Below are 24,904 nucleotides of genomic sequence, written 5' to 3' on the forward strand. Positions count from 1 at the left end.
ACCGATGGCGGGGCGGCTCAGGACATGGCTCAGCGGGGAGGGCGGCGAGACAGCCGACCTCGCCGCGCGCCTGCGTGCGGCCGAGGCCGCGAACGAGGCCAAGACCCGCTTCCTCGCCAGCGTCGCCCACGAGATCCGCTCGCCCCTCAACGCGATCTACGGCTATGCCCAGCTGATCGAGCGCGGCGAGGGCCGCGATCCGGTCAGCGCCGCGCGCACCATCCGCCGCAGCGCCGAGCACCTCGCGCACCTCGTCGAGGGGCTGCTCGACATGGCGCAGGTCGAGGGCGGGGCGCTCAAGCTCGAGCGCGAGGCGATCCGCTTTCCCGACTTCCTCGAGGGCCTCGTCGCGATGCTCGCGGTGCAGGCCGAGGCCAAGGGCCTTGCGCTGGTGCTCGAGACGCCGCCGGGCCTGCCCGAATGGGTGCAGGGCGATCCCCGGCGGCTGCGCCAGGTGCTGATCAACCTCCTCGGCAATGCGATCAAGTTCACCGATGCGGGGCAGGTGACCCTCAAGGTCGAATACCGCAACCAGCTCGCGACCTTCGCCGTCATCGACACCGGGATCGGCATCGCGCCCGAGGACGCGGGCCGCATCTTCGCCCCTTTCGAGCGCATCGCAGGCCCCGCCGCCGAGCGCCCGGGCGCCGGGCTCGGCCTCGCGATCACCCAGGCGCTGGTGCACATCATGGGCGGCGAGATCCGCGTGGAGAGCGCGCTCGGCGCAGGTTCGCGCTTCACCGTCCGGCTGATGCTCTCGCAGCCGCTCACCCCGCCCGAGACCCTCGCCGCGCCGGAGCCCGGCGCGATCACCGGCTACCTCGGGCGCGAGCGCTGGGTGCTGGCGGTCGACGACGAGCCGGGCCACCTCGCGATGCTGCGCGCGCTGCTCGAACCGCTCGGCTTCCAGCTGCGCACCGCGCGAGACAGCGACACCGCGCTTGCCATCGCCGCGCAGGCTCAGCCCGACCTGGTGCTGTGCGACATCGCGCTCGGGGGCGAGGACGGCCGCGCGCTTGCCGCGCAGCTGCGCGGCCGACATGGGCCGGCCCTCAGGATCGTGATGCTCTCGGGCGAGCCGCAGCGCCCCGGGGACCAGACCCGCTTCATCGCCAAGCCCTTCGACTTCGCGGACCTCCTCCAGACGATCGGCGAGGAACTCGGCCTCGAATGGGTGCGCGCGCCCGGGGCTGCGCAGGCGGCGGCGGTGCCTGGCGCAGCGCCCGCGCCGGGCGCCGCCGCTGCCGCCACCTTCGTGCTCCCGCCGCACATCGCCGCGACCGCCGCCGCGCATTGTGCCGAGATCGAGCGGCTGGTGCGGATCGGCCATGTCCGCGCGATCGAGGCCGAGATCGCGCAGCTCGCCGCGCTCGGCCCCGAGACGGCGCCGCTCGCCGAGGCGCTGTGCGCGGGCCTCGACCGTTTCGACCTGAAGGCGCTCGCGGGCCTTGCCAGGAGGGTGCAGAGCGATGCCGGCTAGGGACACGATCCTCGTCGTCGACGACAGCCCGGACGAGCTGCGCTTCCTCGTCGACACGCTCGATGCGGCGGGGCTGACGGTGCTGATCGCGCGCAGCGGCGAGGCAGCGCTCGGCCTGCTCCAGGAGGCAACGCCCGACTGCATCCTGATGGACGGGTTGATGCCCGGGATGAGCGGGCTCGACACCACCCGCGCGATCAAGGGCAACCCGCGCACCGCGCACATCCCGGTGATCTTCATGACCGGCCTCACCGATCCCGACCACGTCGTCGAGGCGCTCGGCACCGGGGGGGTCGACTACGTGAGGAAGCCGGTGGTGATCGAGGAACTGCTCGCGCGCATCCGGGTCCACCTCGCCAATGCCCGCGCCGCGGCGCGCACGCGGCTGGCGCTCGACCTTGCGGGCAAGAGCCTCGCCGCGCTCGATGCGGACGGGAGGCTCGCCTGGGCGACCCCGCAGGCCGAGGCGCTGTTCACCCGGCTCGACCCCGCCTGGACGCCCGAGAGCGGCGCGCTGCCCGAGGCGCTCGCCGAGCTCGCGCAGGCGCTCGCCGCTGCCGCCGCGCCGGGCCAGAGCGCGCAGCCGCTGCGCGCCGCGGCCGGCGGCGTCGAGATCGAGCTGACCCGCCAGGCGAGCGAGCGTCCGGGCGAAGTCCTCCTGCGCCTCGCCGAGATCCGCGAGGACGGTCGCATCGCCGCGCTCCAGGGCAGGGCCGGCCTGACCCGCCGCGAGGCCGAGGTGCTGCTGTGGGTTTCCTATGGTAAAACAAACAAGACGGTCAGCGAAATCCTTGGTATAAGCCCGCGAACGGTCAACAAGCACCTCGAGCAGGTGTTCCGCAAGCTGGGGGTCGAAACCCGCGCGGCAGCCACCGCGATCGCGGTCCGGCTGATGGCCGACTGAGGACGCCAAGACACACTACGACAACGATAAGAACGGTTCGCACAGGGATTACGTCATTCGGCCACTTCCTCGCCCCCGCGGGGAAGGCATGGCTGTGTGGCGCGAGCGAAGCGGAATTCTTCTGATCGGAGTTGCGAATGGCTGGAGTTCAGGTGGGCAAGCGGATCATCGGGGCGGACGCGCCGGTGACCGTGGGCTGGGAGAACATCCCGCGGGTCGAGGGCGGGCCGATCAAGCGGTTCGTGTTCAGCTACTTCCAGCCCGCGATGCTCTTCGCGGCGATCCTGTTCTGGTACTACGCCCCCAACTGGCTCGCCGTCGCCTCGACGGGAATCGCGATCCGGCTCGGCTGGACGGTGCTGCTGCTTGCGCTCGAATGGATCAACCCGCGCCACAGGAGCTGGCAGCTGACCTGGAAGGAGGGCGTGACCGACGCCTTCTACGTCGGCCTCGGCATGACCTTCATCGGCATGGTCGAAAGCTACATCGGCGACGGCGCGATCATCGGCGCAGTGCAGGACGCCTTCGACTGGAAGAAATTCGACTGGTTCACCGGCCTGCCGCTGCTGGTGCAGGCGGTGATCATCTCGATGATCTTCGACTTCGGCCAGTACTGGATGCACCGCGCGATGCACAACTGGCACCCGCTGTGGCTGACCCATGCGCCGCACCACTACATCACCCAGCTGAACGTGCAGAAGGGCGCGGTCGGCAATCCGGTCGAGCTGTTCCTGATCGGGCTCGGGATCGGCGGGCTGTTCGACTTCCTGCCGCGCGCCTTCCTGCTGGCGGGCGCGATCGGGATGACGGTCGGCGCCTACCAGCACATCAACGTGCGCTTCAACGTGCCGCGCTGGTGGCGCTTCATCTTCAACACCACCGAGCACCACTCGGTCCACCACTCGCAGGACTACGAGGCGACCCGCAGCAATTATTCGGGAACCTGGATCATCTGGGACCGGATCTTCGGCACCTGCGTCGACGGGGAGGCCGAGGTGCTCGGGATGGAGGGCGGCCGGCGGATGCATCTGGGCGAGACGATGGTCTTCCCCTTCCGCGAGGGCTGGCGTGACGGCAAGGCGTGGGTGGCGCGGAAGTTCGGCGGCAAGGCTCCGGCAGCGGGCGCGCTGGAACCCGCCGAATGAGCGAGGCCGCCGGCGCGCCGGGGCCCTGGGGACAAGCGGCGGCGGGCGTTTCTGCGCGTCCCGCTCCGGGCTTTCGCATCCCCTATATCGATCACATCTGGCGGGTCCGCGGCGCCGTGCCGGTCGACCCCGCGCTCTCGCCCGAGGAGGCCTTCGCCCGGCTGGGGCCGCTGCTCGGCACCCCGGGCACCGATCTCGCCGCCGAGGGCGGGGTGCTCGCCTATGCCAAGCACAACCCGGCCGCGCAGGACCCCTTCGCGACCTTCACCCGCGGCAGGCTGTGGATCGAGCGCGCCGGGGCGGGCGCGGTGCTGCGCTTCGAGCTGTTCAGCCACGCGCTGCTGCTGTGCTTCCTCGCACCGCTGCTGTTCCTCGGCTTCGCGCAGCTCGCGGTGACGATCAACGACTACGAGAAGGCCGCCGCCAAGGCCGAGGAGGCCGCGAGCAAGGACAAGAAGAAGGACGAAGAGAAGAAGGACAAGCCCGTCCCCAAGCTCAATCCCATCGACGAATTCCTCGGCGCGCCCGCTCCCGAAGACCCGGCCAAGAAGAAGAAGGACAAGAAGGAGGAAGAGGACGAGGGCCGCCATTCGCCCGAGCCCGGCTATTTCCTCGCCGGGCTGTTCGCGGCGCTCTACCTGCTCGGCCGCTGGCTCGAGCCATGGCTGGCGCGCCGCCGGTTCCGCGCGGCGCTGGCCAGCCCGATCGAAGCGGCCGCCTCCTAGGGGCGGGATTGCCGGCCCCCGGACACCGCCAAGCCCCCTCCATACCCCCCTCACACCCCCTCGACACCCCCCTTACACCCCCCGTTCCTGCAACCCTTTCGGCCTTGAACCGTATTGCTGGTGCAGCGATTGCAATTGATCGCTGGCCCCAAGGGACTAGCTCCACGATCATGTTCGACACCCTCGACGCTCTGCTGCTGGCCCGGATCCAGTTCGCCTTCACGGTGAGCTTCCACTTCTTCTTCCCCGCCTTCTCGATCGGGCTGGCGAGCTATCTGGCTGTTCTGGAAGGGCTTTGGCTGAAGACCGGCAAGAGCGTCTATCTCGACCTGTTCAAGTACTGGCTGAAGATCTTCGCGATCGCCTTCGCGATGGGCGTCGTCTCGGGGATCGTCATGTCCTACCAGTTCGGGACCAACTGGGCGGTGTTCTCCGACAGGGCCGGGCCGGTGATCGGCCCGCTGATGGCCTACGAGGTGCTGACCGCCTTCTTCCTCGAGGCGGGCTTCCTCGGGGTCATGCTGTTCGGGATGCAGAAGGTCGGCAAGCGCCTGCACTTCGCGGCCACGCTGATGGTCGCGCTCGGCACCTTCGTCTCGGCCTTCTGGATCCTCTCGGTGAACTCGTGGATGCAGACGCCGACGGGCTATGTGCTTGGCGCGAATGGGCAATTCCTGCCGGGCGAGAGCTGGTCGGAAATCATCTTCAACCCGAGCTTCCCCTACCGCCTCGTCCACACGGTGATGGCCGCCTACCTCACCACCGCCTTCGTGGTCGGCGCGGTCGGCGCCTGGCACCTGCTCAAGGACCGCGCCAATCCGCACGCGCGCAAAATGTTCTCGATGGCGATGTGGATGGCCGCGATCGTCACCCCCGCGCAGATCGTCGCGGGCGACTTCCACGGCCTCAACACCCTCGAGCACCAGCCCGCCAAGGTCATGGCGATGGAGGGGCACTACCAGTCGCACCCCGAGGGCGCCCCGCTGATCCTGTTCGGCATTCCCGACAGCGAGGCGAAGACGGTGCGCTATGCGATCGAGATTCCCAAGGCCTCCTCGCTGATCCTCAAGCACGATCCCGACGCACCGCTTGCCGGCCTCGACACGATCCCCGACGACCGCGAGCCGCCGGTGCCGGTGGTGTTCTGGTCGTTCCGCATCATGGTCGGCCTCGGCTTCGCGATGCTCGGGATCGGGTTGTGGAGCCTGTGGGGGCGCCTGCGTGGCACGCTCTATGATCTGCCCTGGCTCCACCGCGCCGCGGTGCTGATGGGCCCATCGGGTTTCGCCGCGGTGCTCGCCGGGTGGATCACCACCGAGGTCGGGCGCCAGCCTTTCGTCGTCTACGGCCTCCTCAGGACCGCCGAGGCCGCGAGCCCGCTTGCCGCGCCCGCGGTCGCCGCCTCGCTGCTCGCCTTCGTGCTCGTCTACTTCACCGTCTTCGGCATCGGCGTGTGGTACATCCTGCGGCTGATGGGCAAGGCGCCGCAGCCCGGCGAATACGGGGTCAAGCGCGGCGATGTCGGCCCGATCCGCACCGCCGGGATCACCCCCGGGCCGACCCAGAACCCCGGCGGCGCGGAGCCGCTGCCGACCGAGGCGCCGCCGGAACGGGAGCCCGCGTGATGGACCTCACCATCGTCTGGGCCTTCATCATCGCCTTCGCGGTCTTCGCCTACGTGGTGATGGACGGCTTCGATCTCGGCATCGGCATCCTCTTTCCGACCTTTGCCGCCGGGCGCGAGCGGGACCGGGCGATGAACTCGATCGCGCCGGTGTGGGACGGGAACGAGACCTGGCTGGTGCTGGGGGGAGGGGGCCTCTTCGCCGCCTTCCCGCTCGCCTATGCGGTGATCCTCCCCGCGACCTATCCGCTGATCATCGCGATGCTCTTGGGCCTCGTGTTCCGCGGGGTCGCCTTCGAGTACCGCTGGCGCGATCCGGCGCACCAGAAGTTCTGGGACCTCGCCTTCACCGGCGGCTCCTTCGTCGCGGCGCTCGCGCAGGGCATGACGCTCGGCGCGCTCCTCCAGGGGATCGAGGTCGAGAACCGCGCCTATGCGGGAAGCTGGTTCGACTGGCTCACCCCCTACACCCTGCTGACCGGCCTCGGCACGGTCGCGGGCTATGCGCTGCTCGGTGCGGCGTGGCTGATCTGGAAGCTCGACGGCGAGGAGCAGGGCCACGCGAGGAAGCTCGCGCTGCGCGCCGGGGCTGCGACCGTCGTGCTGATGGGGGCGGTGAGCCTCTACAACATCTTCCTCAACCCCGAGTATGCCGAGCGCTGGCTCTCCGCGCCCGAGATCTACTGGGTCGCCCCGGTCCCGATCCTCACCGGCATCGTCGCGCTCTCGATGCTGCGGGCGATCCTCACGGAGCACAATTCGAAGCCCTTCTGGCTCGGCATCGCGCTGTTCTTCCTCGGGATGAGCGGGCTCGGCGTGACGATCTGGCCCTATGCGGTCCCCGAGAGCGTCACGATCTGGGAGGCCGCCGCGCCCTATCGCTCGCAGGCTTTCATGCTGGTCGGCGTCGCGCTCACCATGCCGTTGATCCTCGCCTACACCGCCTGGGCCTATTGGGTGTTCCGCGGCAAGGTGGGGCACGAGGGGTATCACTGATGCTTGCGCCTCCCGAAAGGGAGCCGGAAGGGCCTTTGTGGCGACGCCTCCTCTGGATGGCGGGCATCTGGGCGGCCAGCGTCGCGGTGCTCGGCGTGGTGGCTTGGATCATCCGCCTGTGGATCGCGCCGTGACGGTCAAGGTCTGGTACGACGGCGCCTGTCCGCTGTGCGCCCGCGAAATCGCGCTGATGCGGCGTCTCGATCGGCGCGGGGCGATCACCTTCGTCGACGTCGCCGGAGGGGCCGACCCCTCCTGCCCTGTCGACCGCACACAGCTCCTCGCCCGCTTCCATGCCGAGGAGGACGGCGAGGTCCACAGCGGCGCGGCGGCCTTTGCGGCGATGTGGCGGGCGATCCCCTTGTTGCGCCCCTTCGGCCTTGCCGCGCGGCATCCCCTGGTGCTCGAAGCGCTCGAGGCGGCCTACCTGCGCTTCCTCAAGGTCCGCCCGCGGCTGCAACGCCGGTTCGCGGCGAAAAAGCGCTTGCCCGGCACCCGCTGATCGGCTGATCTCCCGTGCAAACACAACGGGAGGGATACGCCGCCATGACCTATTTCGGCGCGATGCAGAACGAGATCTACAATGCCGGACTCAAGGGCGTGCTGCCCCCCTATCCGGTCGATTTCGCCACCCTCGAGAAGCGCGCGCACGAGGCGCTGGGGCCGATGCTCACCAACTACGTCGCGGGCGGGTGCGGGGACGAGCACACGCAGGACCGGAACGCGAAGGCCTTTCACCACTGGGGCATGGTGCCGCGGATGATGGTCGATTGCGCGACGCGCGACCTCTCTGTCGAGCTGTTCGGCCACCGCTACTTGACCCCGCTGTTCATGGCCCCGATCGGCCTCAACGGCGAGGCCTCGCAGGACCGCCACGGCGACATCGCCGCGGCGCGCGCCTCGGCGCTGACGGGGGTGCCGTTCTGCGCCTCGACCCTCGCCAACGACCCGCTCGAGGAGGTGAAGGCCGCCTGCGGGGACACGCCAGCGTGGTTCCAGCTCTACACCCCCAAGAACCGCGAGCTGGCGACAAGCCTGATCCGCCGTGCCGAGGAAGCGGGCTATTCCGCCCTGGTGGTGACGCTCGACACCTGGGTGACCGGCTGGCGCCCGCGCGACCTCAACGCCTCGAATTTCCCGCAATTGCGCGGCAAGGTGCTCCAGAACTACTTCACCGACCCCGTGTTCCGCTCGCTTCTCGCGCGGCCCCCTGAGGAGGACCCGGCCGCGGCGATCTTCACCTGGGCGGCGACCTTCGGGCAGGTGCTGACCTGGGACGACATGGCGTGGTTCAAGTCGGTGACGAAGCTGCCGATCGTCTTGAAGGGCATCTGCCACCCCGACGATGCGCGCCGCGCGGTCGATCACGGGGCCGACGCGGTCTATTGCTCGAACCACGGCGGGCGGCAGGCCAATGGGGGGATCGCGACCATCGACCTCCTCGCCGATGTCGTCGCGGCGGCGGGCGACACTCCGGTGCTGTTCGACAGCGGGGTGCGCTCGGGCACGGACGCGGTGAAGGCGCTGGCGCTCGGCGCGCGCGCGGTCGGCGTGGGGCGGCCCTACACCTACGGTCTGGCGCTCGGCGGAGCGGAGGGGGCGGCCTTCGTGCTGCGCTCGATCCTTGCCGAGGCCGACCTGCTGATGGCGGTCAACGGCTACCCCACCCTCGCCGACGTGCGCGCTGCGGGGGCTCGGCGTATGACGATTTAGCCGGGTTCCCGCTAACCTGGGAACCGGCGACACCCTGAGGGCTTGTACGGAGTGACAGCGGCAATAACAAAACAACGGTCGCCGTCATCCGCCCTAGCTTTATCCACAGCATTGGTGTTAGCAGACGCAACATCAGTTCACGCGAATCGGGAAACGCGTAACATGGAAAAACCGACTTTCTGGTCGAACCGGCCGGATCCGATGCGGCGCACGGTCTGCGTGCAGGACGAGCATTCGCGCCGGGCGCGCTACGGCCGCATCCAGCCGATGGAAACGCACAAGTCCTTCCTCGCACGCCTCACCGGGTTCTGACCGCGCGCGGCGGGGCTCAGCCCCCGGCCTTCGCCAGCATGACGAGCTTGGTGTCGGTAAAGGCGAGGTAGCCTTCCTCGCCGCCCTCCGAGCCGAAGCCCGAATCGCCGATGCCGCCGAACGGGGTTTCGGGCGAGGAGACGATCAGCTGGTTGATCCCGACCATCCCGGCCCGCAAGCTCCGGCCGAGCCAGTGCGCCTCGTCGAGGTCGCCGGAAAAGGCATAGGCGGCAAGGCCATAGCGCAAGGAGTTGGCGATGCCGACCGCATCCTCGATGTTCTCGAAGGGGACGATCCCGGCGATGGGGCCGAAGGGTTCCTCGGTCATGAAGCGGCTGTCGGGGGCGGGGTTGGCGATCACGGTCGGCTGGAAGAAGAACCCGCTGCTTGCGATCACCGAACCGCCGGTCACGACCTCGCCGCGGTTCCCGCCGGTATCGGCAACCACCTGTTCCATCGCCGAAATCCGCCGCGCATGGGCGAGGGGGCCCATGTCGACGGCCTCGTCCGCGCCGGGATCACCGACCTTCAACTTGCTCGCTGCTGCGGCGAAATCGGCGACGAAGCTGTCGTAGATTTCCCTGGCGACGAGGAAGCGGGTCGGGGAGACGCAGACCTGCCCGGCGTTGCGGAACTTGGTCGCCGCGCACATCGCCACCGCACGCGCGAGGTCGGCATGTTTGCTCACGATTACAGGGGCATGGCCGCCGAGTTCGGGGGTGAAGCGCTTCATGTGGCTGGCCGCCAGCGCGCCGAGGTGCTTGCCGACCGCGGTCGAGCCGGTGAAGCTCACCTTGCGGGTCACGGGCGAGGCGATCAGGTGCTCGGCGATCGGGCCCGGGTCGCCGTGGACGAGGTTGAGCACGCCCCTGGGCACGCCCGCATCGACGAAGCACTGGACCAGCAGCTGCGCGGAAGCCGGGGTGTTCTCGGCGGGCTTGAGGATCGCGGTGCAGCCCGCGGCGAGCGCGCCGGCGATCTTCTTGGCGGGGAGGTTGATCGGGAAATTCCACGGCGTCAGCAGCACCGCCGGGCCGATCGGCTCGTGGGTCACCATCTGCGCGATCAGCCCGGTTCCGCGCGTCGGGATCAGCCGGCCGCCCCGGCGCTTGGCCTCTTCGGCAAGGAAATCAATGACGTCGGCCGAGCCGGTGATCTCCCCGATGGCCTGGGCGCGGGGCTTTCCCATCTCGGCGGTGACCACCGCGGCGATCTCGAGCGCGCGCTCGCGCAGCAGGTCGGCGGCGCGGCGCAGGATCGTGTGGCGGTCTGCGCCGGCGGTGCGGCTCCACCCGGGGAAGGCGTCGTCGGCGGCCTTGAGGGCGGCGTCGAGATCGGCGGGGCCGGCCTTGGGGCAGTGGCCGATCACCCCTCCGGTGGCGGGGTTGACCACCGCCATCGTCCCCGCGCCGCCGGTGCCGGTCCACTCGCCGTTGATGAGCATCTGGAGGGTCGGATAGGCGGTCATGGCGAGGGTCCTCGGATCGGTGCGGAAGGCCGATGTTTCACGTGAAACACCGCTGCGGGCGGGGGTTTAGGTGGGGTCTAGAGGGGGTGTAACAAGGGTCTAAAGGGGGTCTAGACCGCGATGACGTGCTGCTCGATGGCCCCGAAGATCGAGTGGTTCGCGGCGTCGCGCATCTCGATCCGCACAGAGTCGCCCGGCTGCATGAACGGGGTCGACGGCTGGCCGTCGCGGATCGTCTCGATCATCCGGATCTCGGCGATGCAGGAATAGCCCGCGCCGCCCTCGGCGACCGGCGTGCCGGGGCCGCCGTCGGCGCCCTTGTTCGAGACCGTGCCGGTGCCGATGATCGTCCCCGCGCCGAGGTGGCGCGTCTTCGCCGCATGGGCGACCAGCTGCGCGAGGTTGAAGGTCGCATCCTGCCCCGCATTCGCCCGGCCGAAGGGCTGGCCGTTCAAGTCCACCATCAGCGGCAGGTGGATCAGCGCGTCCTGCCACGCATCGCCCAGCTCGTCCGGCGTCACCGCCACCGGCGAGAAGGCGCTCGCGGGCTTGGACTGGAAGAAGCCGAAGCCCTTCTCGAGTTCCGCGGGGATCAGGCCCCTGAGGCTCACGTCGTTGACCAGCATCAGCAGCCGGATCTGCGCGGCGGCCTCCTCGACCGAGCACCCCATCGGCACATCGCCGGTGATGCACGCGATCTCGCCCTCCATGTCGCAGCCCCAGGCGGGGTCGCCCAAGGGGATGTCCTGACGCGGCCGCAGGAAGCTGTCCGAGCCGCCCTGATACATCAGCGGGTCGGAGTAGAAGCTTTCGGGCACCTTGGCCCCGCGCGCCTGCCGGACCAGTTCGACATGGTTGATATAGGCGCTGCCGTCCGCCCACTGGTAGGCGCGCGGGAGCGGGGAGTGCGCCTGCCGCTCGTGAAAGCGCTCGCAGGGCACCGCCTCGTGCTCGACGTCGCGGGCGAGCACCTCGAGCTCGGGCGCGATCCGGTCCCAGTCGTCGAGCGCGGCCTGGAGCGTGGGCGCGATATAGCCCGCCGCCGAGCAGCGGGTGAGGTCCTTGCTGACCACCACCAGCCGCCCGTCGCGCGTGCCGTTGTCGAGGGTTGCGAGTTTCATTTTCGTGCGTCCTTGTCGCTTATGTTCTCGGTCTCGTCATTGCGAGCCGCAGGCGTGGCAATCCATGGACTGCCCTTGCGTCACGCAGAAGCGGCACGCCATGGAATGCCGCGTCGCCTTCGGCTCCTCGCAATGACAAAGTGGGGTCATGGCCGTTGCGGCGCATCCGCCTGCACATCGGGGTTGGCCGCCGCGAAGGCGGGCAGCGCGAGGCAGGCGGCCTCGATGCGGGTGAGGTGGGGGCAGGCCGCAAGATCGAAATCGAAGCGCCGCGCGTTGTAGAGCTGGGGGATCGCCACAATCTCGAACAGGCCGGGCGCATCGCCGTGGAGGAAGTCGCCCGTCCGCAATTGCGCGAGCCGCGCCTCGACCGGGACCAGCGTGCGCGCGAGCCAGTTGCGATACCAGTCGTCGATCGCCTGCTGCGAGGCATCGAAATGCTCCTTCAGATACTTGAGCACCGGCAGGTTGTTCACCGCGTGGATCTCCGTCGCGATGGCATAGGCGAGTTCGCGGATGGTGTAGCGCGCCTCGATGTCCGCAGGCAGGAAGGGCGGCTCGGGATAGGCCTCGTCGAGCCATTCCAGCAGCGCCATCGACTGCGCCCGGTCGCGCCCGTCGGCCTCGAGCAGGGGGAGCGAACCGAAGGGGTTGCGGGCGGTGAAGGCGGGCGCCTTGTTCTCGGCGGTGACGAGGTTGACGGGGATGTTCTCGAAGGCGAGGCCCTTCAGGTTGAGGGCGATCCTCAGGCGATAGGAGGTCGAGCTGCGGAAATAGCCGTAGAGTTTCATCGTGCTCATGCGCCTGCCATCGCAGGGTTGGGGCAGAGGGGCAAGGGGTGGGGGGCAGTGTTCGCGGCAGGCTTGTCTTGCGCATTCCGTCTCCCCGGGCTTGACCCGGGGCCCCGCTGCTCTTGATCAGGCTCCGCGCGGATCGAGCGCCTAGCAGCAAGAAGCTGGGCCCCGGATCAGGTCCGGGGAGACGAAAAGGGTGCTGCTTCCTCTTGTCACGCCGAGACCAGCACCCGCTGCACGGTCTGAAGGAGCTTGGCGGGGGGGCAGGGCTTGGCGAGCATCGTCGCGCCCGGGAAGCGCGCGGCGATCGCCAGCGGGTCGGCCATGTCGGAGTGGAGGATCACCGGCACGTTCTCCTCGATCAGCTTCTGCGCGAGCTCGTAGGTCAGCCCGTCGGCAAGCTCGATCTCGAGCACCGCGAGGTCGGGCTTCTCCTTCTGGCAGGCGAGCATCGCCGAGGAGATCCCGGCGTGCGGCCCTTCGACCTCGTAGCCCGCCTCCTCGAAAGTATCGCACAAATCGGAGCCGGTGATGAACTCGTCTTCGGCGACCAGGATACGCAATGCCATCGGCCTCTCCCCTATGAACGAATCCCACAAACGAGGACTGTATCACGGTTTAGACGTCAAGCTGCCTAGAATATCATCCGTTATTGCCGAAATGCCGCGTAAAGCCCGCCTCGTCGCCGGCCGCAAGCAACCTGGCCTGTTCGACCCATTGGTCGCGGGTGATGCGCCCCGAAAAACGGCCGAGCTGCGCATCGATGCGCTCGATGTCTTCCGGGGTCCAGGCGGCGATCTGGTCGAAGCGGTTGATGCCGAACTGGCCGAGCAGCGCAGCGAGCTTGGGGCCCAAACCCTTGATGCGGGTGAGGTCGTCGCCGCCGCCGGGCGCGGGGATCGGCACATCGGGGGCGGGGGCGGGCGCGAGCTCGGGCCCCGCCTCGGCATCGGTGCCGAGCGGCGAGGTGCCGGTGACCTGCGCGTTCGCCATGCCGGAAAGCTCGCCCTGGATGATCTCGACCCCGCACGGGGAATCGATCAGCGCCTGGTTGCGTAGCGCCCGTCCGGCGCCGTCCTCGAGCACGTCGCGGCCGATCTTCGGCGCGGTGCCGTCGTCGACCACGCGCGCCTTGCGGTTGGCGCGCAGGAACAGCCACACGGCGATGGCGAGGACGACCAGCGCGATCAGGATCAGCGGCAGGTAGGGGGCGAGGTCGGCGGACATGGCGTGGGGCGTCTCCGGGATGAACAGCTTCGCGAGGCTCTTAGCAGGCCTTAGCCGGCAATCCCAAGCGCGAGGTTAGTCTTGGCGCTCGACCTGCTTGCGGAACAGCACCTTGTCCTCCTCACGGAAGCCGCGCCGCCAGATCACCGCGGCGTAGGTGGCGAGCACCGCGGGGACGCCGAGGAGGAGCTCGATCCATTCGGGGAGGAAGGTGAAGGCATAGCCGACCACCACTGCCAGGGCGGCGGCATGGACCAGCGCCCAGCGCCAGTTCGAGACCGGGGCCGCGAGGAGGCGCTTGAGCAGCAGCGCCTTGACGAGGCTGGAGGTCGCGAGCGCGATCAGCAGCGCGCCCGCCGCACCCGCCGCCTGGAAGCCGCGGCCGTAGCCCATCCGGCGCGCGAGTTCGATGAAGGCGATCGTCAGCACCGCCTGCAAGGCGATGATCGCGACCGAGATCGCAAGGTTGCGCTTCCTCGCGATGTAGACGAGCACGCTCTCCGAGACGACCGCCATCGAGGCGGCGACTTCCGCGGCGAGCAGCAGGGCGAGCGCGGCGGTGCCCGCGACATAGTCCGGCCCCCACAGGCCCATCACCGCCTCGCCCGGCACGCCCAGCACCAGCGCGATGCCGAGCTGGACGGCGATGATCCAGAACCCCACCTGCCGCACCTGCGCGGCGATCGCCTCCATGTTGCCGATCCGCAGGTTCTTGGTGATGACCGGCGAGAGGATCGGCTCGAAGCTGGTCTTCAGCTTCTGCGGGAGCGAGGCGATCTGCTGGGCGGCGTAGTAGATCCCGACCGCCGAAGGGGGGGCGAAGAGGCCGAGGATGAAGATGTCGAGCAGCCGCGTGCCGCGCTCGATCGCGTCCGCCCCCACCAGCGGGAAGGCGCGCGCGGACATTTTGAGCATTCCGCGCGGGCGCCACGCGCGCGGGAGGCCGTAGGTGCGCAGGAATGGCCACAGCGCGGTCAGCAGCCCGGCATAGATCGAGGCGATATAGGCGAGCGCGAGGCCGCTCTCGCGGGTGGCGGGGATGAAGAAGAAGGCGCCCGCGCCGATCGAGATCGTCCACGGCTCGATCACCGCCCGCGCGCGCACCGTCGTCGCGATGTCGAAGCGATAGGCCTGTGCGGCGAGCAGGATCTCGGTGACGGCGAAGGCGGGGATGGTCGCGACCAGCCAGATGTCGAGCTGCGAATTCATCCCGTTGGGGAACATCGGCTCGGGGAAGACCAGCAGCACCGCCGCCGCGACCGCCGAATAGCCGAGCGCGAGGAGGATCCCGTCATAGACGAGGTTCGCCTCCGCCGCGCGGTTCTCGCCCGCGCCTTCGGAGAGGCGCTGGGCGAGGCCGCGCTTTTCGCCCAATGAACAGACCAGCGCGACGATCTCGATCAGCACCAGCGCCGAGGCGAAGCGCCCGAGCGCCTCGGCCCCGTAAAGGCGGGTGGCGATGACGAGGAAGGGGATGCGCGCGATGAGGCGCACCACGAAGCCGAGCGTGTTGGTCCGCCCGCCCTTGGCGAGGGTGGCGAGGTCGTCGGTGTCGTCCCCGGCGGCCGGGGCGGCGGGCGCGCTCATGCAGCCCCGTCCCGCTCGGCCTTGAGCGGCCGGGCGAGCAGGCTCTGCACCACCGCGCGCGCCGGAGTGCCGGCGAGGATGTCGGCGACCGCGAGGGTGATCGGCATGTCGATGCCCTTCTCCCGCGCCAGCTGCGCGAGCACCGGCGCGGTGTGCGCCCCTTCCGCCACGGTGCGCTTGTCGGCGAGCGCCTCGGCGGCGCTCATCCCCTCGCCCAATGCCTTGCCGAGGCTGAAGTTGCGGCTCGAGGTCGAGGAGCAGGTCAGCACCAGGTCGCCGAGGCCGCACAGCCCGGCGATGGTGTCGAAGCTCGCCCCGTGCGCGGCGCCGAAGCGCGCCATCTCGGCGAAGCCGCGGGTGATGAGCGCCGCGCGCGCGTTCTGGCCGAGGCCGAGGCCGTCGACCACCCCGCAGGCGATGGCGAGCACGTTCTTGACCGCCCCGCCGATCTCCGCGCCCGCGACGTCCCCGGAGAAATAGGGCCGGAAGGTGGGACGCGCGAGCGCCGGGGCGAGCCGCTCCCACTGCGCCTGTCCGCCCCCGCAGGCAAGGGTGACGGCGGTCGGCAGGCCGCTCGCGACCTCGTGGGCGAAGGTCGGGCCGGAGAGGACGGCGATGTCGCTGCCGGGCGCGGCCTCGCGCGCGACGTCGTTCATCATGCGCCCGGTGCCCGCCTCGATGCCCTTCGAGCACAGCACGAGATCGCGGGGGTGCGCGGCGAGGCCGGAGAGCACGCGCCCGAGCACCTGCGCCGGGGTGACGACCAGCACGGTGCCGATTCCGGCGAGATCGGCAAGATCGCCGGTGGCGCGGATCGTCGGGGCGAGGCTGGCCGAGGGAAGGTAGAGCGGGTTGCGGTGTTCGGCGTTGATCGCGTGGGCCACCTCGGGCTCGTAGGCCCACAGCACAATCGCGCGCCCGTCGGAGGCGAGCATCTGCGCGAGCGCGGTGCCCCACGCCCCTGCGCCGATGACGCCGATGGTCGGGAGCGAGGTCACGCCTTCATGCGTCATGCCTTGACCCCCGCACCGCGCACCGCTTCGGCGGCCGGATCGAGCGGCCAACGCGGGCGGGCGACGAAATCGAGCGGGTCGCCCGCGAAGTCCGGGCCCTCTTGCGCGAGCCGCTCGCAGCCCGCCCAGGCAATCATCGCCGCATTGTCGGTGCACAGCGCGAGCGGCGGGGCGGTGAAGCGCATGGAATGGCGCACGGCGAAGTCCTCGAGCGCCGCGCGGATCGTCCTGTTGGCGGCGACCCCGCCCGCCACCACCAGCGCTGGGAAGGGTCCTGCGGTCTCCAGCGCCAATTCGAGGCGATCGATCAGGCACTCGACGGCGGCCTGCTGGAAACTGGCGCAGATATCGGCGTCCGAGTGCGCCCCGCTTTCGTAGGCCCGCAAGACCGCGCTCTTGAGCCCCGCGAAGGAGAAATGCGGTTCGCTCGAACCCTTCAAGGGCCGCGGCAAGGGAACCGCACCCGGATTGCCCTCCCGCGCCAGCCGCTCGACCGCCGGCCCGCCGGGATAGCCGAGCCCCAGGATCTTAGCGGTCTTGTCGAAGGCCTCGCCCAGCGCGTCGTCGATGGTGGTGGCGAGGCGGCGATACTGCCCGACGCCCTCGACCGCGAGGATCTGGCAATGCCCCCCCGAGACCAGCAGCAGCAGGTAGGGAAAGCCCAGCCCCGCGTCCGCCAGCCGGGGCGACAGGGCATGGCCCTCGAGGTGGTTGACTGCAATCAGCGGCTTGTCCGCGGCCATCGCGAGCGCCTTGGCGCTGACGAGACCGACCATCACTCCGCCGATCAGCCCCGGCCCGGCCGTCGCGGCGATGGCATCGACTTCGCCGAGCGCGACGCCCGCCTCGGTCATCACCCGCTCCAGCATCGGCGCGAGGCGCTCGGCATGAGCGCGCGCGGCGATCTCGGGGACGACGCCGCCATAGGGAGCGTGCTCGGCTTCCTGGCTAGCGATCGCCTGCGCCACGATCGTCCCGTCGCCGCGCACCAGCGCGACCGCGGTCTCGTCGCAGCTCGACTCGATCCCCAGCACGAGCGGCCCTTCAGAGGTGTGCGTTGACGATCCCATCCGGCTTCCATCTAGTCTTTGTGCGGGCTAGGGCAAGCGCAGCCATGACTGACGCTTCCGCACCGCGCCCCAAACTCCGCCTCGGCACCCGCAACTCCCCGCTGGCGATGGCGCAGGCCCATGAGACCCGCGCCCGCCTCTGCGCCGCGCATGGCTGGGCCGAGGAGGAGGTCGAACTCGTCCCCGTGCTGGCGAGCGGCGACAAGGTGCTCGACCGGCCGCTTTCGGAGATCGGCGGCAAGGCGCTGTGGACCAAGGAACTCGACCAGTGGCTGGGCGAGGGGCGGATCGGCGTCTCGGTGCATTCGGCCAAGGACGTCGAGACGATCCGCCCGGCCGAATTCCACTTCCCCGCCTTCCTGCCGAGGGCTGACCGGCGCGACTGCCTCGTCGGTGCGGCGAGCATCGCCGCCATCCCGCATGGAGCCGTGGTGGGCACCAGCGCGCCGCGCCGCGCCGCGCAGCTCCTCAACCTCAGGCCCGACTGCAAGGTCGTGACCTTCCGCGGCAATGTCGCGACGCGGCTCGCGAAGTTGCAGGCGGGCGAGGCCGACGTGACCTTCCTCGCCGCCGCCGGGCTCGAGCGGCTGGGCGAGAGCGGCGTCGGTCATCCGCTCGGCTCGGATGAATGGATTCCCGCCGCCGCGCAGGGCGTCATCGCCATCGAGTGCCGCGCCGGGGACGCCGCGACCACCGCGCTCCTCGCCGCGATCGACCACGCCCCGACCCGCGCCGAGCTCGAGGCCGAGCGCGCGCTGCTCGCCGAGCTGGGGGGCACCTGCCACTCGCCGGTGGCGGTGCTGTGCGAGCTTGCGGGCGATGCCTTGACGATGCGCGCCGCGCTGTTCTCCCCCGACGGGGCCGAGCGGATCGAGGGGAGCGCCACCTTCGCCCCCGGCGATCACGCGAAGGTAGCGGCGCTCGCCGCCGAGCTGCTCGGACGCGCGACACCGGGGATCGCGCCGCACTTCCGCAGCGGGAAATGACCCTGCACCTGCTGGCGCTCCGCCCCGAGCCCGGCCTTGCCGCGACGCTCGAGCGGGCCCGTGCAATGGGGCTGACGATCACCGGGCACGCGCTGTCGGAGATCCGCCCGGTCGCGTGGGAGTGCCCCGACCCCGCCGGAATCGACGGGCTGCTGATCGGCAGCGCCAACGCGATCCTCCACGGCGGGCCGCACCTCGCGCGGCTCGCCGCCAAGCCCGTCCACGCCGTCGGCGAGGCCACCGCCGCCGCCGCGCGCGCCGCCGGGTTCACCGTCGCGACGACGGGGAGCGGGGGATTGCAGGGGGTGCTCGACGCCATTGCCGGTCCTTGCCGCCTGCTGCGCATCGCCGGGGAGGAGCACGTGCCGCTCACGCCGCCGCCGAGCGTCACCATCGCCGAGGTGATCGCCTATCGCGCGGTGATGCTCCCGCTCGATCCGGTCGCCCCATTGCTGGCGTCGGGAGAGGCGCTGGTGCTGCTGCACTCCGCCGCGACTGCCGCGCACTTCGCCGCCGAGTGCGACCGGCTCGGGATCGGCCGCAGCGGCGTGACCCTCGCCGCGCTCGGCCCGCGGATCGCCGCGGCGGCGAGCGGGGGCTGGGCCGCGGTCCACACCGCCGCGCGGCCCGACGAGGCGAGCCTGATGCAATTGGCATTTGACTTGTGCCGCGCCACGCGCTCCACATGACCCTCTCGCACCGGCCGGCCCGCGCCAGCCGGGCTCCCGCATTGAACGCCTGAGAACGGATCACGATGGCATCACAACCGGGACCATCGCCCTATGGCACCCCCAGCCGCGGCGCTTCGGCGCGCGGCGTCGTCCTCGCCGTCTGCCTCGCCTTCCTCGCCGGGGGCGCGCTGGTCGGCTGGCTGATGTGGAGCGACCTTTTGCCCGGCGCCGCCGCATCGCGCACCGTCGCCGGGGCCGCCGCCGCGCCGAGCCCGGCGCTCGCCCCCTCGCCGACCCCGCAGGCCGCCGCGGCCGCGGTCGCCGCGACCGGGCAGGCGGTCGCCAAGGTCGCCGAGCAGCAGGGCGGGCTCGACCAGCGCCTCGCCGCCGCCGAGCAGCGCCTCACCCGATTGGACCTCCAGGCCCAGGCCGCCGCCGGCAATGCCGCCCGGGCCGAGAGCCTGCTGATCGCCTTCGCCACCCGCCGCTCGATCGAGCGCGGGGGCGAGCTCGGACCGCTCGCCGACCAGCTGCGCCTGCGCTTCGGGGACGGCTGGCCGAACGCGGTCGGCACGATCATCGACTTCGCGCGCAACCCGGTCCGGCTCGATGCGCTGGTGGCGCGGCTCGACGGCCTCGGCCCGCAGCTGCGCCAGAGCGACGAGGGCCCCTCGTGGGGCGCCTTCAAGCGCGAGCTGAAGCAGCTGTTCGTGGTGCGCCGCGAGACCACCCCCTCGCCGCAGCCGCAGCAGCGCCTCGAGCGGGCGCGCTGGGCGCTCGAGCAGGGGCGCTACGAGGCGGCGATCGCCGAGGTGCGCGGGATGCCGGGCGCCGCCAAGGCGCAGAGCTGGATCGCGGATGCCGAGCGCTACAGGAAGGCGATGGACGCATTGGAGGTGATCGAGACCGCCGCCGTGCTCGACCAGCGCGGGCTGAGGGACGGCGCGGGCAACCCGGTGCAGCAGCTGAGCCCGCTGGTGCGGCCTTAGTCGCCAACCCCGTTCGTCCTGAGCTTGTCGAAGGACCGCATTTTCTTCTTCTCCCCGCGTGGTTGGAGAGAAGGACGGTGCTTCGACAAGCTCAGCACGAACGGTTCGGCGTAATCCTACCCCCGCAAAATCTCCGGCAGGTCCCCCGAGACCCCGCGCGCTTCGTCCATGAAGAAGCTCTTGAGCAGCGGCGTCCTCTGCACCGCGGCCATGCCGAGGCGGCGCACCGCGCTTGCGGTCCTGCCGGGGACGCCGAACAGGCGGGTGAGGCCGTCGGTGGCGAGCGCGACCATGAAGCTGTCGAGCCCGCGCCAGGTCTCGTAGCGCTTGAGCACCTCGGGATCGCCCGGATCGAGTCCCAATCGCGCGCCCTCGGCGAGCACCTCGACCAGCGCGCCGACATCGCGCAGGCCGAGGTTGAGGCCCTGCCCGGCGATGGGGTGGATGCCGTGCGCGCTGTCGCCGATCAGCGCGAGGCGCTCGGCGGTGATCTTCGCGGTGTGGTGGAAGCCCAGCGGATAGCTCGACCGGTGCCCGACGGAGCGCACCCGGCCCAGCACCCCGCCCATGCGCTTCTCCACCTCGGCGAGGAAAGCTCGGTCGCCGAGCTTCGTCACCCCCGCCGCATCATCCTCCGAGACGGTCCACACCAGCGAGGAGCGGTGCGTGCCGTCGGCGTCGTCGTTCAGGGGCAGCAGGGCGAAGGGCCCGGCGGGATAGAAGATTTCCCATGCGACATTGCCGTGGGGCTTCTCGTGGGTCAGCCCGGCGATGATCGCGCGGTGCCGATAGTCCCACTTGGCGATGGTGATCCCCGCGCTGTCGCGGGTCGGCGACTGGCGCCCTTCCGCAGCGACCATCAGCGCGCCCCGGAACTTGCGCCCGTCGGCGGTCACCGCGGCGACGCCGTATTGCGAGCGCTGGCGTTCGACGACGGTCGCCTTCGAGGTCCACCGGATCAGCGGCTCCTTCGCCGCTGCTTCGAACAGCGCGAGGCGCAGGCGGCGGTTGGGGAACATCCGCCCGAGCGTCCCGTCGCCCTCGCCGGGGACGAAGTCGAGGCGGCCGGGCTTCTGCTGGTCGGTGACGGCGATGCTCGCGATGTCGCAGGCGAATGCCTCGAGCCCCGCCGCGATGCCGATATTCTCGAACAGATGCCAGCTCGCCGTCGAGATCGCGGTGGCACGGTCGTCGAAGCCCTCGGCGGTGAGCTCGGCCGGGTCGGCGCGGTCGATCACGTGGCTCGACAGGCCCTTCTTCGCCGCCGCCAGCGCGAGCGTCATGCCGACGAGGCCGCCGCCGAGGATCACGAGATCGCGGGGGCCTTCGGGATTGTCTGAAGTCGCTGTCACCTTGGCCGCTCCGATTGCGAAGAACTGCCGTGATGCCTAGAGGGTAGGGCGCGATGCACGCAAGATTCTTCCCGTCTCCCGCCCGACAATTCGCTGCATGGGTGCTTGCGCTCGCCGCAATGCTCCTGGCGGGCGTGCCCGCGACCGCGCAGCCGCAGGGCGCTTCCGACGCCGGCCTGATCGGCTCGGACCGGATCGCGGTCGAGCTCTATGTCGACGCTGCGGCGGGCGCGCCGCAGCAGGGCAAGGAGTTCCTGCTCGCGCTGCGCTTCATGCCGAGCGCGCCCGAGTGGCACGGCTACTGGACGAACCCGGGCGATGCGGGGCAGGGGATGCGCCTTTCGCTCGACCTGCCGCCCGACTGGGAGGTGGGCGAGGCGCGCTATCCCGTCCCCAAGCGCCTGCTCGTCAGCGGGCTGATGAACCACATCTACGAGGGGCCCTACACGGTGCTGGTGCCGGTCACCCCGGGGCCGAGCGTGAACGGCGCCGATGTCGGCCCGATCAAGGCCAGCGTCGACTACCTCGCCTGCACCGACCAGATCTGCGTGCCGCAGTCGGCGCGGCTCATCGCGCGCAGCGGCGGCGACTTCGCGCGCTGGCGGGCCGCGATCGCCCCGCCGCTCGACGCGCGCGCGTCCTTCGCCATCACGGGCAAGACCCTGCGCGTCGCGATCCCCTTCCCCGCGAGCATGGCGCTCGCCGACCCGTATGTCTTCGTCGCCAACGAGCGGCTGGTCGCCTATGCCGCGCCGCAGACCTTCCGCCGCGCGGGCGAGACGCTGGTCGCCGAGATCCCGCTCGACGCCTACGGGACCGGCAAGGCCGAGCGCCTCTCCGGGATCCTCGCCTTCGGCGACGGCAACGGCTTCCGTTTCGAGGCGGGCCTCGGCGCGGTGCCTTCCGGGGGCGAGCTGGTGGCGGGGCCGCAGATGGCGGTCGCGACGCCGCCGCTGTGGACGCTGGTGCTCGGCGCGCTGGTCGGCGGGCTGCTGCTCAACATCATGCCCTGCGTCTTCCCGATCCTCAGCCTCAAGGCGATCGCACTCGCCCGCGCCGGGGAGAGCGAGGCGCGGGCGCGGGCCGAGGGGATCGCCTATACCGCCGGGGTGGTGATCGCCTGCCTCGGGCTCGGCGCGCTGCTGCTCGCCTTGCGCGCTGCCGGCGAGCAGGTCGGCTGGGCGTTCCAGTTGCAGGAGCCGGGCGTGGTGGTCGCGCTGCTGGTGCTCGCCGCGGCGATCACCGCCAATTTCGCGGGGCTGTTCGAGCTTCCCGCGATCTCCGTCAGGTTGGGCGGCGAGCGCACCGGGGCCTTCGCGACCGGGCTGCTCGCGGCCTTCGTCGCGACCCCCTGCACCGGTCCCTTCATGGCCGCGGCATTGGGTGCGGCGCTGCTGCTGCCGGTGCCGCTCGCGCTGCTGCTCTTCGCCTGCCTCGGGCTGGGGCTGGCGCTGCCTTTCCTCCTGCTCGGCTTCGTGCCTCCCTTGCGCCGGATGCTGCCGAAGCCGGGCGCATGGATGGAGCGCTTCCGGCGGATCATGGCGGTGCCGATGGCGCTGACCTTCCTCGCGCTCCTGTGGCTGACGGTGCAGATCGGCGGGCGGCCCTTCGGCGGGATCGCGCTGGTGATGGTGTTCGGGGTGCTGCTCGGCCTCTTCGTGGTCGGCAAGTTGCAGCGCGGGGGCAAGATGGCGTGGCCCGCCTTCGCGCTCGTCGCCGCGCCTTTCGTCGCCTTCGCCGCGATCGGGCTCCCGTCGGTCTACGAGGTCAAGGCGGGCGAGGCGAGCGCGAGCATCCTCGCGCCCCGCACCTTCAGCGCCGAGACCCTCGCCGAGGCGCGCGCTTCGGGCAAGCCCGTGTTCGTGTGGTTCACCGCCGACTGGTGCCTCACCTGCAAGGTCAACGAGCGCGTCGCGATCGAGCGCGAGAGCACCCGCGCGGCCTTCGCGAAGGCGGGCGTGGTGCCGATCGTCGGCGACTGGACGCGCCGCGACGAGGCGATCACGCGCTTCCTCGACGAACACGGCGCTGCGGGCGTGCCGCTCTACCTGTGGTATGCGCCCGGATCGCGCACGCCGGAGCAGCTGCCGCAGGTGCTCACCCCGGAACTGCTGGCGACGAAGGCCTCAGCGGGCGGTTGAAAGCTCGAGCGAGGGGTCGGCGGGCTGGACCTCGCCTCCGGCGGCAGCGCCCGCGCCGCGGCAGGTCTCGACCAGCGCCATCGGCAGCGGGCTCGGATTGAGCCTGAGAAGGCCCGCGCCGGGCACGGTGACGGTCGCCTCGTTCGCGGGCCTCAGCGCCGCCCATTCGCGCTGCGTGGCGGGCACGTCGCCCTGCCACAGCAAGGCGCCGCGCACATTGGTCGCATCGACCGGGAAGCGCCCGATCCAGCCGTTGCCGATCAGCGCGAGCAGCGCCGCCGCACCCTCGTCGGCGGGGGCGTGGCGGGTGATCCGGAGTTGCGCCTGCGGGCTGCCGGGCGCGAGGCACTCGAGCGCGAGCAGCACCGGCTGGCCGGGCTTGCCGTAGACCAGCCGCAACGGATTGGCGGTCGCTGCCCAGACGGCCCCGGCGACATCGGGCGAGGCGATCGGCTCGGAGGGGCCCTTGGCGGGCATCTCGAGCGCGACGCGGGCGACGGCAGAGTCGGTCGGCGGCGGCTTGCATCCCGCGACGCTCCCCACGAGGACGAGCGCCGACAGGATCGCGGGTCCTCCGCCGGGCCGGGCCCTCCCTCGCGATAATTTCACGTGATCCGCTCCTCGGCGCCGCTGTCGGCACGGCGCAAGGCGCGCTGCGGCGCATCGTGCCAGCGCCCTGCGGCGGGCAGGGGCGCGGATGCGGCGAGGTGGGAAGCGGCCGGGCGGCGGGGCGTCATGGCCCGGCTCTATGCGGGGGCCCGCCCGGCGGTCAACCGCAGGTCAGGCGGTTGTCACCTGCGCTTCTCGAAGAGGTAGACGAAGCGGTCGGTCTTCCCGCGCACCGCCGGGTCGAACACCAGCTTCGTGTGATCGTCCGCCGGGTTGGCGAGGTGGTCCGACTGCTTGGCGAGACGGAAGCCCGCGCGCTCGAAATCGGCTTTCACCACCGCCGGGTCGATGCGGTGCAGCTTGTCGACGATCGCCCGGGTGTCGCCCGGCCCGCCGACATGGTCGACCACCAGCAGCCGCCCGCCCGGCTTCATCGCCGCGTAGAGCGCCGCGACGAAGGCGGCGGGGTCGCTGCGCGGGATCTTGTACTGCTCGGACTGCCAGTAGAGGTCGTGGTAGGAGAGGTGGATGATCGCCGCATCGAAGCTGTTCGCGGGCACGGCGAGCGCCTTGAAGGGATAGGGCGTGAGGGTGAGGTTCGGATTGCGCGCGACGAGATCGGCGAGCACTGCCTGTCCCCTGGGATCGGCATAGAACTCCTCGGGCTCGAGCGCGGTGACCTTGCCCTTGGGGCCCACCACCTCGGCGAGGATGTCGGCCCAATAGCCGGTCCCGGTCATGATGTCGGCGACCTTCATGCCGGGCTTGAGCCCCAGCAGCGCGAGCGTCTCGGCCGGCTTGCGGCTGGCATCGAGTTCACGCGCCTCGCCCGGCCGGTCGGCAGCGGCGACGCTCGCCTCGAGCGAGAGCGGCCTGGGCTTGGCCTCCTTCGCCGCAACAGGCAGGGCAAGGATGGCGAGCGCGAGCAGGCTGGCGGTCTTGATGGCATTGGTCATGGCAGGTCTCCCCTCGCACGC

General features: G+C 70.7%; 26 protein-coding genes. 14 read left to right on the top strand and 12 right to left on the bottom strand.

The window, feature by feature from the left end:
* The first annotated feature begins 4 nt into the window (after positions 1 to 4).
* The 10 genes from ACLBKU_RS14855 to ACLBKU_RS14900 all read left to right on the top strand — a co-directional run bounded on the left by ACLBKU_RS14855 (position 5) and on the right by ACLBKU_RS14900 (position 8,899).
* Positions 5 to 1,480, top strand: coding sequence for a hybrid sensor histidine kinase/response regulator (locus ACLBKU_RS14855; RefSeq protein ID WP_410180336.1), 1,476 nt, complete (start codon positions 5 to 7; stop codon positions 1,478 to 1,480).
* On the top strand, positions 1,470 to 2,384 hold the full coding sequence (locus tag ACLBKU_RS14860) for a response regulator (RefSeq protein ID WP_410180337.1): 915 nt from the start codon (positions 1,470 to 1,472) through the stop codon (positions 2,382 to 2,384). The genes ACLBKU_RS14855 and ACLBKU_RS14860 overlap by 11 nt, the downstream gene beginning before the upstream one ends.
* A gap of 137 nt (positions 2,385 to 2,521) precedes the next feature.
* Positions 2,522 to 3,529: a sterol desaturase family protein gene (locus ACLBKU_RS14865; RefSeq protein WP_410180338.1), complete on the top strand. Its 1,008-nt coding sequence runs from the start codon at positions 2,522 to 2,524 to the stop codon at positions 3,527 to 3,529.
* Entirely contained in the window at positions 3,526 to 4,254 is a 729-nt protein-coding gene (locus tag ACLBKU_RS14870) for a hypothetical protein (RefSeq protein ID WP_410180339.1), read from the top strand. The genes ACLBKU_RS14865 and ACLBKU_RS14870 overlap by 4 nt, the downstream gene beginning before the upstream one ends.
* A gap of 170 nt (positions 4,255 to 4,424) precedes the next feature.
* A complete protein-coding gene (locus ACLBKU_RS14875; RefSeq protein WP_410180340.1) occupies positions 4,425 to 5,879 on the top strand; it encodes a cytochrome ubiquinol oxidase subunit I in 1,455 nt (484 codons plus the stop codon).
* On the top strand, positions 5,879 to 6,874 hold the full coding sequence (cydB, locus tag ACLBKU_RS14880) for a cytochrome d ubiquinol oxidase subunit II (RefSeq protein WP_410180341.1): 996 nt from the start codon (positions 5,879 to 5,881) through the stop codon (positions 6,872 to 6,874). The genes ACLBKU_RS14875 and cydB overlap by 1 nt, the downstream gene beginning before the upstream one ends.
* Before the next feature lie 35 nt (positions 6,875 to 6,909).
* The gene (locus ACLBKU_RS14885) at positions 6,910 to 7,008 is read left to right on the top strand and encodes a DUF2474 family protein (protein ID WP_410180342.1); all 99 of its coding nucleotides are present in this window, start codon (positions 6,910 to 6,912) and stop codon (positions 7,006 to 7,008) included.
* Positions 7,005 to 7,376, top strand: coding sequence for a thiol-disulfide oxidoreductase DCC family protein (locus tag ACLBKU_RS14890; RefSeq protein ID WP_410180343.1), 372 nt, complete (start codon positions 7,005 to 7,007; stop codon positions 7,374 to 7,376). The genes ACLBKU_RS14885 and ACLBKU_RS14890 overlap by 4 nt, the downstream gene beginning before the upstream one ends.
* 44 nt (positions 7,377 to 7,420) lie before the next feature.
* Positions 7,421 to 8,587, top strand: a complete 1,167-nt coding sequence (locus ACLBKU_RS14895) for an alpha-hydroxy-acid oxidizing protein (RefSeq protein WP_410180344.1) — start codon at positions 7,421 to 7,423, stop codon at positions 8,585 to 8,587.
* 162 nt (positions 8,588 to 8,749) lie between these two features.
* Positions 8,750 to 8,899: a hypothetical protein gene (locus ACLBKU_RS14900; RefSeq protein WP_410180345.1), complete on the top strand. Its 150-nt coding sequence runs from the start codon at positions 8,750 to 8,752 to the stop codon at positions 8,897 to 8,899.
* Between the two features lie 16 nt (positions 8,900 to 8,915).
* Here the strand turns inward: ACLBKU_RS14900 and ACLBKU_RS14905 are convergent, their stop codons facing one another.
* From ACLBKU_RS14905 to tsaD, 8 genes are all read right to left on the bottom strand, one after another.
* Positions 8,916 to 10,367, bottom strand: a complete 1,452-nt coding sequence (locus tag ACLBKU_RS14905; protein ID WP_410180346.1) for an NAD-dependent succinate-semialdehyde dehydrogenase — start codon at positions 10,365 to 10,367, stop codon at positions 8,916 to 8,918.
* Positions 10,368 to 10,477: 110 nt separating this feature from the next.
* Positions 10,478 to 11,488, bottom strand: coding sequence for a fumarylacetoacetate hydrolase family protein (locus ACLBKU_RS14910; protein ID WP_410180347.1), 1,011 nt, complete (start codon positions 11,486 to 11,488; stop codon positions 10,478 to 10,480).
* A 146-nt stretch (positions 11,489 to 11,634) separates the two neighbouring features.
* Positions 11,635 to 12,279: a maleylacetoacetate isomerase gene (gene maiA, locus ACLBKU_RS14915; protein WP_410180560.1), complete on the bottom strand. Its 645-nt coding sequence runs from the start codon at positions 12,277 to 12,279 to the stop codon at positions 11,635 to 11,637.
* 215 nt (positions 12,280 to 12,494) lie between these two features.
* Positions 12,495 to 12,851, bottom strand: a complete 357-nt coding sequence (locus ACLBKU_RS14920) for a response regulator (protein ID WP_410180348.1) — start codon at positions 12,849 to 12,851, stop codon at positions 12,495 to 12,497.
* A 73-nt stretch (positions 12,852 to 12,924) separates the two neighbouring features.
* Positions 12,925 to 13,509: a hypothetical protein gene (locus ACLBKU_RS14925; RefSeq protein WP_410180349.1), complete on the bottom strand. Its 585-nt coding sequence runs from the start codon at positions 13,507 to 13,509 to the stop codon at positions 12,925 to 12,927.
* Between the two features lie 75 nt (positions 13,510 to 13,584).
* Positions 13,585 to 15,096, bottom strand: coding sequence for a lipopolysaccharide biosynthesis protein (locus ACLBKU_RS14930; protein ID WP_410180350.1), 1,512 nt, complete (start codon positions 15,094 to 15,096; stop codon positions 13,585 to 13,587).
* Positions 15,093 to 16,109, bottom strand: a complete 1,017-nt coding sequence (locus ACLBKU_RS14935; RefSeq protein WP_410180351.1) for an NAD(P)H-dependent glycerol-3-phosphate dehydrogenase — start codon at positions 16,107 to 16,109, stop codon at positions 15,093 to 15,095. The genes ACLBKU_RS14930 and ACLBKU_RS14935 overlap by 4 nt, the downstream gene beginning before the upstream one ends.
* Positions 16,106 to 17,179 carry a tRNA (adenosine(37)-N6)-threonylcarbamoyltransferase complex transferase subunit TsaD gene (gene tsaD / locus ACLBKU_RS14940; protein WP_410180352.1) on the bottom strand — a complete coding sequence of 358 codons (1,074 nt, stop codon included), beginning with the start codon at positions 17,177 to 17,179 and terminating at the stop codon, positions 16,106 to 16,108. The genes ACLBKU_RS14935 and tsaD overlap by 4 nt, the downstream gene beginning before the upstream one ends.
* Before the next feature lie 44 nt (positions 17,180 to 17,223).
* Here tsaD and hemC point away from each other — a divergent pair, with 44 nt between their 5' ends.
* The 3 genes from hemC (at position 17,224) to ACLBKU_RS14955 (ending at position 19,825) form a co-directional block, all read left to right on the top strand.
* Complete coding sequence (gene hemC, locus ACLBKU_RS14945; protein ID WP_410180353.1) at positions 17,224 to 18,165, top strand: hydroxymethylbilane synthase; 942 nt, start codon at positions 17,224 to 17,226, stop codon at positions 18,163 to 18,165.
* Positions 18,162 to 18,854, top strand: a complete 693-nt coding sequence (locus tag ACLBKU_RS14950; protein WP_410180354.1) for a uroporphyrinogen-III synthase — start codon at positions 18,162 to 18,164, stop codon at positions 18,852 to 18,854. Before hemC ends, ACLBKU_RS14950 begins: the two co-directional genes overlap by 4 nt.
* 65 nt (positions 18,855 to 18,919) lie before the next feature.
* Positions 18,920 to 19,825, top strand: coding sequence for a hypothetical protein (locus tag ACLBKU_RS14955; protein ID WP_410180355.1), 906 nt, complete (start codon positions 18,920 to 18,922; stop codon positions 19,823 to 19,825).
* Between the two features lie 116 nt (positions 19,826 to 19,941).
* Here the strand turns inward: ACLBKU_RS14955 and ACLBKU_RS14960 are convergent, their stop codons facing one another.
* Positions 19,942 to 21,177, bottom strand: coding sequence for a UbiH/UbiF/VisC/COQ6 family ubiquinone biosynthesis hydroxylase (locus ACLBKU_RS14960; RefSeq protein ID WP_410180356.1), 1,236 nt, complete (start codon positions 21,175 to 21,177; stop codon positions 19,942 to 19,944).
* A 53-nt stretch (positions 21,178 to 21,230) separates the two neighbouring features.
* On the opposite strand from ACLBKU_RS14960, the gene ACLBKU_RS14965 reads away from it, so the two are divergent.
* Positions 21,231 to 23,318 carry a protein-disulfide reductase DsbD family protein gene (locus ACLBKU_RS14965; RefSeq protein ID WP_410180357.1) on the top strand — a complete coding sequence of 696 codons (2,088 nt, stop codon included), beginning with the start codon at positions 21,231 to 21,233 and terminating at the stop codon, positions 23,316 to 23,318.
* Here the strand turns inward: ACLBKU_RS14965 and ACLBKU_RS14970 are convergent.
* Genes ACLBKU_RS14970 through ACLBKU_RS14980 form a run of 3 tightly spaced genes read right to left on the bottom strand, consistent with a single transcriptional unit; the run spans position 23,304 to position 24,883 of the window.
* On the bottom strand, positions 23,304 to 23,927 hold the full coding sequence (locus ACLBKU_RS14970) for a hypothetical protein (protein WP_410180358.1): 624 nt from the start codon (positions 23,925 to 23,927) through the stop codon (positions 23,304 to 23,306). The two genes, ACLBKU_RS14965 and ACLBKU_RS14970, sit on opposite strands and share 15 nt — an antisense overlap.
* A complete protein-coding gene (locus ACLBKU_RS14975) occupies positions 23,924 to 24,055 on the bottom strand; it encodes a hypothetical protein (protein ID WP_410180359.1) in 132 nt (43 codons plus the stop codon). Before ACLBKU_RS14975 ends, ACLBKU_RS14970 begins: the two co-directional genes overlap by 4 nt.
* A 54-nt stretch (positions 24,056 to 24,109) precedes the next feature.
* Positions 24,110 to 24,883 (bottom strand): class I SAM-dependent methyltransferase, encoded by a 774-nt coding sequence (locus ACLBKU_RS14980; protein ID WP_410180360.1) that lies wholly within the window; start codon positions 24,881 to 24,883, stop codon positions 24,110 to 24,112.
* Positions 24,884 to 24,904 lie beyond the last annotated feature (21 nt).

The sequence above is a fragment of the Erythrobacter sp. NE805 genome, from assembly GCF_046452355.1.
Classification (GTDB): Bacteria; Pseudomonadota; Alphaproteobacteria; order Sphingomonadales; family Sphingomonadaceae; genus Erythrobacter.

Excerpts from the sequence above, each read along its gene's own strand:
- ACLBKU_RS14860 (WP_410180337.1), top strand. The coding sequence starts at position 1,470 with ATGCCGGCTAGGGACACGATCCTCGTCGTCGACGACAGCCCGGACGAG.
- ACLBKU_RS14955 (WP_410180355.1), top strand. The coding sequence starts at position 18,920 with ATGGCATCACAACCGGGACCATCGCCCTATGGCACCCCCAGCCGCGGC.
- ACLBKU_RS14920 (WP_410180348.1), bottom strand. The coding sequence starts at position 12,851 with ATGGCATTGCGTATCCTGGTCGCCGAAGACGAGTTCATCACCGGCTCC.
- ACLBKU_RS14930 (WP_410180350.1), bottom strand. The coding sequence starts at position 15,096 with ATGAGCGCGCCCGCCGCCCCGGCCGCCGGGGACGACACCGACGACCTC.
- ACLBKU_RS14980 (WP_410180360.1), bottom strand. The coding sequence starts at position 24,883 with ATGACCAATGCCATCAAGACCGCCAGCCTGCTCGCGCTCGCCATCCTT.
- ACLBKU_RS14895 (WP_410180344.1), top strand. The coding sequence starts at position 7,421 with ATGACCTATTTCGGCGCGATGCAGAACGAGATCTACAATGCCGGACTC.
- ACLBKU_RS14875 (WP_410180340.1), top strand. The coding sequence starts at position 4,425 with ATGTTCGACACCCTCGACGCTCTGCTGCTGGCCCGGATCCAGTTCGCC.
- ACLBKU_RS14910 (WP_410180347.1), bottom strand. The coding sequence starts at position 11,488 with ATGAAACTCGCAACCCTCGACAACGGCACGCGCGACGGGCGGCTGGTG.
- cydB (WP_410180341.1), top strand. The coding sequence starts at position 5,879 with ATGGACCTCACCATCGTCTGGGCCTTCATCATCGCCTTCGCGGTCTTC.
- ACLBKU_RS14855 (WP_410180336.1), top strand. The coding sequence starts at position 5 with ATGGCGGGGCGGCTCAGGACATGGCTCAGCGGGGAGGGCGGCGAGACA.
- ACLBKU_RS14900 (WP_410180345.1), top strand. The coding sequence starts at position 8,750 with ATGGAAAAACCGACTTTCTGGTCGAACCGGCCGGATCCGATGCGGCGC.
- hemC (WP_410180353.1), top strand. The coding sequence starts at position 17,224 with ATGACTGACGCTTCCGCACCGCGCCCCAAACTCCGCCTCGGCACCCGC.
- tsaD (WP_410180352.1), bottom strand. The coding sequence starts at position 17,179 with ATGGGATCGTCAACGCACACCTCTGAAGGGCCGCTCGTGCTGGGGATC.
- ACLBKU_RS14965 (WP_410180357.1), top strand. The coding sequence starts at position 21,231 with ATGCACGCAAGATTCTTCCCGTCTCCCGCCCGACAATTCGCTGCATGG.
- ACLBKU_RS14935 (WP_410180351.1), bottom strand. The coding sequence starts at position 16,109 with ATGACGCATGAAGGCGTGACCTCGCTCCCGACCATCGGCGTCATCGGC.
- ACLBKU_RS14950 (WP_410180354.1), top strand. The coding sequence starts at position 18,162 with ATGACCCTGCACCTGCTGGCGCTCCGCCCCGAGCCCGGCCTTGCCGCG.
- maiA (WP_410180560.1), bottom strand. The coding sequence starts at position 12,279 with ATGAAACTCTACGGCTATTTCCGCAGCTCGACCTCCTATCGCCTGAGG.
- ACLBKU_RS14870 (WP_410180339.1), top strand. The coding sequence starts at position 3,526 with ATGAGCGAGGCCGCCGGCGCGCCGGGGCCCTGGGGACAAGCGGCGGCG.
- ACLBKU_RS14975 (WP_410180359.1), bottom strand. The coding sequence starts at position 24,055 with ATGACGCCCCGCCGCCCGGCCGCTTCCCACCTCGCCGCATCCGCGCCC.
- ACLBKU_RS14925 (WP_410180349.1), bottom strand. The coding sequence starts at position 13,509 with ATGTCCGCCGACCTCGCCCCCTACCTGCCGCTGATCCTGATCGCGCTG.
- ACLBKU_RS14905 (WP_410180346.1), bottom strand. The coding sequence starts at position 10,367 with ATGACCGCCTATCCGACCCTCCAGATGCTCATCAACGGCGAGTGGACC.
- ACLBKU_RS14865 (WP_410180338.1), top strand. The coding sequence starts at position 2,522 with ATGGCTGGAGTTCAGGTGGGCAAGCGGATCATCGGGGCGGACGCGCCG.